Annotated in this window: 7 protein-coding genes; all 7 read left to right on the top strand. The window is 29.9% G+C overall.

Annotated elements, in window-relative coordinates; all coding sequences use genetic code 11:
* On the top strand, window positions 1–842 hold an 842-nt coding region (locus ACW2QF_RS17625), incomplete at its 5' end, for a sensor histidine kinase (RefSeq protein ID WP_455717329.1).
* Complete coding sequence (locus ACW2QF_RS17620) at window positions 835–1101, top strand: response regulator (protein WP_455717328.1); 267 nt, start codon at window positions 835–837, stop codon at window positions 1099–1101. The genes ACW2QF_RS17625 and ACW2QF_RS17620, both read left to right, overlap by 8 nt.
* 108 nt (window positions 1102–1209) lie before the next feature.
* Complete coding sequence (locus ACW2QF_RS17615; RefSeq protein WP_455717327.1) at window positions 1210–1464, top strand: response regulator transcription factor; 255 nt, start codon at window positions 1210–1212, stop codon at window positions 1462–1464.
* A gap of 256 nt (window positions 1465–1720) precedes the next feature.
* Complete coding sequence (locus tag ACW2QF_RS17610) at window positions 1721–2488, top strand: ParA family protein (protein WP_455717326.1); 768 nt, start codon at window positions 1721–1723, stop codon at window positions 2486–2488.
* Window positions 2488–3423: a ParB/RepB/Spo0J family partition protein gene (locus ACW2QF_RS17605; protein ID WP_455717325.1), complete on the top strand. Its 936-nt coding sequence runs from the start codon at window positions 2488–2490 to the stop codon at window positions 3421–3423. The genes ACW2QF_RS17610 and ACW2QF_RS17605 overlap by 1 nt, the downstream gene beginning before the upstream one ends.
* Window positions 3424–3440: 17 nt before the next feature.
* Window positions 3441–3953 carry a DUF4446 family protein gene (locus ACW2QF_RS17600; protein ID WP_455717324.1) on the top strand — a complete coding sequence of 171 codons (513 nt, stop codon included), beginning with the start codon at window positions 3441–3443 and terminating at the stop codon, window positions 3951–3953.
* A gap of 57 nt (window positions 3954–4010) precedes the next feature.
* The coding region (locus ACW2QF_RS17595) for an HD-GYP domain-containing protein (RefSeq protein ID WP_455717323.1) at window positions 4011–5013 on the top strand (1003 nt) is incomplete at its 3' end.

Here is a 5013-nt window from a genome sequence, read left to right as displayed (position 1 = left end):
ATAATAACGAATGTAAAATGATGGAAGAAAAGCTGCGATGTGAATTAAGGAGAATGGAAGAAACACAGAAACATTATGATCGGACTCTATTGAAAGAACAAGATTTAGCTAGATTAAATAGCTATTTAAAGAACGATGTAATACATAATTCTAAAAATAAAGATGGAGGATTAATTGAAGACATTAATGGACTTAAATTACTAGAAATACAAGAAATTGAGAGAAAACGTATAGCTAGAGAACTGCATGATACAACAGTTCAAAACTTAACTAATTTAGTACATAAAACTGAGCTTTGTACTAAGTTTGTAGATTTGGATCCTATAAGGGCAAAGCTTGAGTTGCAAACAATGATAAGTACAATAAAAACAACCATAAATGATATGAGAAATATAATTTATGATTTACGTCCAATGTCTTTAGATGATTTAGGATTGGTTATTACAGTTAAGAGATATATCAAACAATTTATTGATAGCACTAAGATAAAAGTAATACTGAATGTTCAAAACGAAAAACAAATAAATTCGGATATCATTGATTTAACTTTATTTCGTATTATACAAGAAGCTTGTAATAATGCTTTGAAACATTCACAAGCGACTGTAATTAACATAGATTTAAAGTATGATAAGAATAGCATTGAGTTAGTTATACAAGATAATGGCTGTGGTTTTGATTTGGAGAAAAGTAAAGAGGAATTAGATGGAGTAAATGATCCCTTATCTGGTTTTGGTTTATCTATGATGAAAGAAAGAGTAGGACTTTTATCAGGCAAATTAGAAATAACATCAGTTATTAATGAAGGATCAAAAATAAGTGTATGTGTGCCTATTGGTTAATATATACTATCATTCTTTAGTGAGAGAAGTAATCAAACAATTACTTGAATTGGATGGGGATATTAAAGTAAAAGGAGAAGCTGGTAATGGCGAAGAGGGAATTGAATTAATAAAGACAGTAAATCCAGATGTAGTATTACTTGATATTAACATGCCTATATTGAATGGCCTACAGATGTTACAGAAACTAAAAGAAAATAATATTGAGGTAAAAGTACTAATATTAACGATACATAATGAAATTGAATACTTAGCATAAGCAGTAGAGATTGGTATTAACGGATATGTACTAAAGGACTCTGATTCGGAAGTATTAAAAAAAGCTATATTTACAATCAATGAAGGTGAGACATATATACAACCAAGTTTGGCTCCATTATTAAATGAAAAGCTCAGTAATCAAGATGAAAATCCAGCTATTAACGATCTCACTAAGAGAGAAATTGAAGTACTAAAACTTTTAGCGGAAGGATTATTCAATAAGGAGATAGCATATAAATTATCAATTAGTGAGAAAACTGTTAAAAATCATGTTTCAAACATTTTTAGGAAGATTGAAGTATTTGATCGTACCCAGGCAGCTGTATTTGCAATTAAGAATAATTTAGTAGATTTATTCTAGATATTGATATACATGAATTAGTACAAAACTTTTAGTAATGTTAATGTAGCTAGAATTAGTAGAAATAGATTGTAATAATTAAAACTAACTACCCGCAAGGTAACTTTTGGGCTAGTTAGTTTTTTCTTATAATTATTAATTTATTATTAATTCAAGTGTTTCACGTGAAACATTTCAATTATGTCAGTTGATTACTAAATATAAAAATGCTATAATTAGTATGATAAATCGAATATAAAAATTTGGAGGTGGAAAAATGGGAAGAATAATAGCAGTTGCTAATCAAAAAGGTGGAGTTGGAAAAACTACAACCGCTATTAATTTATCTGCATGCTTAGCAGAACAAGGAATGAAAGTATTAACTATTGATATTGATCCTCAAGGAAATACATCTAGTGGATTAGGTATTGACAAGAACAGTTTGGAGAATACTGTATATGAATTGATGATTGGAAGCTGTGAATTAGAAGACTGCATTATTCCAAGTATATGTGAAAACTTATATGTTCTACCATCCAATGTAAACTTAGCAGGAGCGGAAATTGAATTAATAGGTATCAATGATAAAGAGTATATACTCAAATCTTATATAGATAAAATCAAAGACAATTTTGATTTTATAATAATTGATTGTCCTCCTTCACTAAATACGTTGACGGTGAACGCTATGACTACGGCAAATACAGTTCTTGTACCAATTCAGTGTGAATACTATGCATTAGAGGGGTTGACCCAACTAATACATACAATTAATCTTGTAAAGGAAAGGTTGAATCCTAATTTGGAAATCGAAGGTGTCGTTTTCACTATGTATGACGCAAGAACAAATCTATCATTACAAGTTGTAGAGAATGTAAAAGAGAACTTGAAACAAAATATTTATAAATCTATTATTCCTAGAAATGTACGTTTAGCTGAAGCTCCAAGCCATGGTAAACCTATTAATTTATATGACCCTAAGTCAGCTGGTGCGGATGGTTATAGAGATTTAGCAAGAGAAGTAATGGAGAGAGGTGAATACTAGTGGCAGCAGGAAGTAGAGGGCTGGGAAAAGGCCTTGATTCAATGATACCTCAAAAGGTTATTCAACCAAAGGATAAGAATGTTTCACGTGAAACGTTAGAGTCAAAGTCTAAGAAAAATGAAGATAATGTTTCACGTGAAACATTGATAAACATTAATCAAATTGAACCAAATAAATCACAGCCTAGAAGAAATTTCAATGAAGATACTCTTCATGAATTGGCTGATTCTATTAAGTTATATGGAATTATACAACCTTTAATATTACAAAAGAGGGATAAGTATTATGAAATAATAGCTGGGGAAAGAAGATGGAGAGCTGCCAAGGTTGCAGGATTAAAAGAAGTACCTGCTATAGTAAAAGAATACAGTTCACAAGAAATAGTTGAAATAGCGCTTATAGAGAATATTCAAAGAGAAGACTTAAATCCTATTGAAGAAGCAATAGCATTTCAAAAGTTAATTAATGAATATAAGTTGAAGCAAGATGAAGTAGCTGAAAGAGTCTCTAAGAGTAGAACTGCTATAGCAAATTCTATGCGTTTGTTAAAGTTAGATCAACGTGTACAACAAATGCTTATAGATGACATGATATCCAGTGGACATGCTAGAGCATTAATTACTCTTGAAGATGGTGACTTACAGTATCAAGTAGCAACAAAAATATTTGATGAAAAACTCAGTGTTCGTGAAACTGAAAAGCTTGTTAAGAAACTATTAGAACCAGTTAAAGAAGAGACAAAAGATAATAAGGGGAGAGAGTTAGACTTTATCTATCGTGATATTGAAGAGAAAATTAAAGAAATTATAGGTAGTAAGGTTCAAGTCAAACAAAAATCAGAAGATAAAGGTAAGATTGAAATTGAATATTATTCAAAAGATGAATTTGAACTTATTATTGAACTGTTTCAAACAATTAAGAAAAATCAAAAGTAATAGGCTAGGAGATAATTATGGAAGTATTTGATAGTATAGGCTTAGATATAGGATATGTACTTCTAGGTTCATTAGGGGTTACATTAATAGTCGTTATTATGTGTATAGTATTGCTCTGTAAGGTTCATTCTCTAAAGAAGAAGTATAAAGGTTTTATGTCTGGTAGTACAATGGAGAGTATGGAGGATGAAATTACAAAGAGATTTAAAGAAATAAGTAATCTTCAAGTTTCGGCAAAAGAAGTAAAAGATCAAATCTCTAATATTGAAGATACTTTAAAGGTTGTATATCAAAAAGTTGGTATTGTCAAATATGATGCATTTAGTGAAATGGGTGGAAAGTTAAGTTTTGTATTAGCTTTATTAACTGAAGACAACGATGGTTTCTTGTTAAATTCTATGCATAGTAGTAGAGAAGGTTGCTACACATATATTAAAGAGATTATTAAAGGAGAATCTTTTGTTATTTTATCAGAAGAAGAAAAATTAGCTCTAAAACAAGCGATTGAAAGTAGAAACTTACAAGCGTAACTAGTATATTTCTATTAAAGTATTTAAAAAATACCAGATAGAATTAGGGTGACCAAAATGGTGAAAATAAAAAATAATAATACTGCAATGAGGTCTGTTAATGTTAATGTAATAAAAGGAGATGAAGTTTTAGCAAAGGATATTTACTCTGAGTCAGGGACTATACTAATGTCAGAAGGAACAGTTGTAAAGAAAGAGTATGCTAAAAAGTTACTTGAATTAGGAATAACGGATATATTTATTAAAGACGAAATTGCAATAGGTATTAAAGTTGACGAGTTAACGGAAATTAAAATTAAAGAGCAATGTCAAGAAACAGTAAAAGAAACAATCGAAAAGTACTTTTTCAGTGACAGTTCAGAATTAGAAAGATTAAAGTTAGTAGCAGATGAAATTATTTTTGATATCCTAAATGAACCAGAGGTTATGTTTAATATATCTGGCGTTCGTAAAAAAAATGAAGGTGCTTATTCTCACTCGGTTAATGTATGTGCACTATCGGTATTAATAGCTTTAAAAATGAAAATACCAAAAGACAAAGTTAGGGAAATAGCTGTAGGTAGCTTACTACATGATATTGGATTTAATTATTTGAATTTTGATATAGAAAATGAGAGTTATGAGTCAATATATAGTGATGATAACAAAGTAAAAGAGATGAAAAAACACGTGATTTATGGGTATACTTCAGTTGAGAAGGAAAAATGGCTATCACCTATAGCTAAGGACATTATATTATGCCATCATGAAAGAATAGATGGGACTGGATATCCATTACGTTTAAAAGGGAACAAAATAAAAATTGGTAGTAAAATAGTAGGATTGTGTGATGAATTTGATCATATGATTTATGGATTATACGATAGAAAAATGAAAGTTCATAAGGTAATTGACTATATACTTAGTCAAAGTGGTGTTAAATTTGATTATGAATTAGTTAAGTTATTTAATGAATCCGTTGCGGCATATCCAACAGGTTGTACAGTAATAACTAGCGACAAGGATGTGGCAGTAGTATTAAGACAAAATTCAAAATGTCCTACTCGTCCAGTAATACGAC

The organism is Anaerosporobacter sp., assembly GCF_965301125.1.
The sequence above is the reverse complement of the archived record's forward strand: the minus strand, read 5'-3'. Positions and strand labels throughout refer to the sequence as shown.